Source organism: Vibrio sp. 10N.261.55.A7 (assembly GCF_002877365.1).
Taxonomy (GTDB): Bacteria; Pseudomonadota; Gammaproteobacteria; order Enterobacterales; family Vibrionaceae; genus Vibrio.
Genome location: NZ_MCWZ01000241.1, coordinates 1 through 1,015, shown reverse-complemented (window position 1 = coordinate 1,015; position 1,015 = coordinate 1). Strand labels below are relative to the sequence as shown.

Annotated in this window: 1 protein-coding gene; it reads left to right on the top strand. The window is 32.1% G+C overall.

All coding sequences use genetic code 11. The features are described from left to right. Window positions 1-221: 221 nt before the first annotated feature. A partial coding sequence (locus BCU12_RS11280; protein ID WP_133153870.1) for a hypothetical protein occupies window positions 222-1,015 on the top strand: 794 nt, incomplete at its 3' end.

Genomic DNA, 1,015 nt, shown 5'->3' with positions numbered 1-1,015 from the left:
GTGTATTTTTATTAGCTTGTAATTATTAATCAACAAAAATTAACTAACTAGTGAATGATGCCACTATACTTTTAGTGCAAAGTATTTTTTTACATTGTTTACATTGTTTATTTTGGTTAAGTATGAGTTGTTGACACAGAAGGAATGTAAGAGTAAGCTAGTGGTAATTTTATAGGGAATATAAGTGACTCTTATGAGTCTAAGTTGACAGAGCAGGATAAATGGGTATTTTTAAATATTGGGTGTTGGTTTTTTTATCTAGTTTAAGTGTCATATTAGTAAACTATAACGCACATAATATTTTAGATGTCCATGACTTGGCAATGTATATATCTTCAGGAATCTCACTGTTAGAAGAAGGTAGGCTTGCGCCTGATTGGTCAGATTATCATTCGTTAGAAATTGATAATCCTATTGGTAGCACTCTAATTTATCCAAGCAAAATATTTCAAATAATAGCTGCAGTGTTTAGTTTTGGAATAGGAAGTGTACCAAAAATTGAATATTTAAACATATTTTCATCTGTTGTTTTCTGCCTTACAAATATACTTATATTTCAAGTGTTAACTAATAAACTTAGTGCGAGAATATCTCTTGTTGTGATGATTTCTTTTCATTTGTTGAATATTTATATGCCATATTACTTTTGGAATGCCTCTCGTCCACTTACAGGACCTGTAGGGATATTTTTCTGGGTTTTATCTTTATATTTTGTTCTCAAGGGGAATAGTGTAAAGGGAGGGGCCACCTCAGCATTCGCATTGTTAATTAGATATCAGACATGGCAACTTGTTTTCGTTGAATGTTTACTTTTAGGAGGGGTTAAGGAAAAATTAAAGTATTTGTTGTTACTGCTAGTGACTTTTGGCTTTTTCTATTATCTTCTAGAGTTCTTATTTTATGATACGGTTAGTAATGGAGCATTCTATGCTGACGCCGCTAGAGCTAACTTAGAACTGTCTTCCTTTATAGATGCCTTTAGTGTTGCTTGGGTTTTCTCTGCACACTATCATTT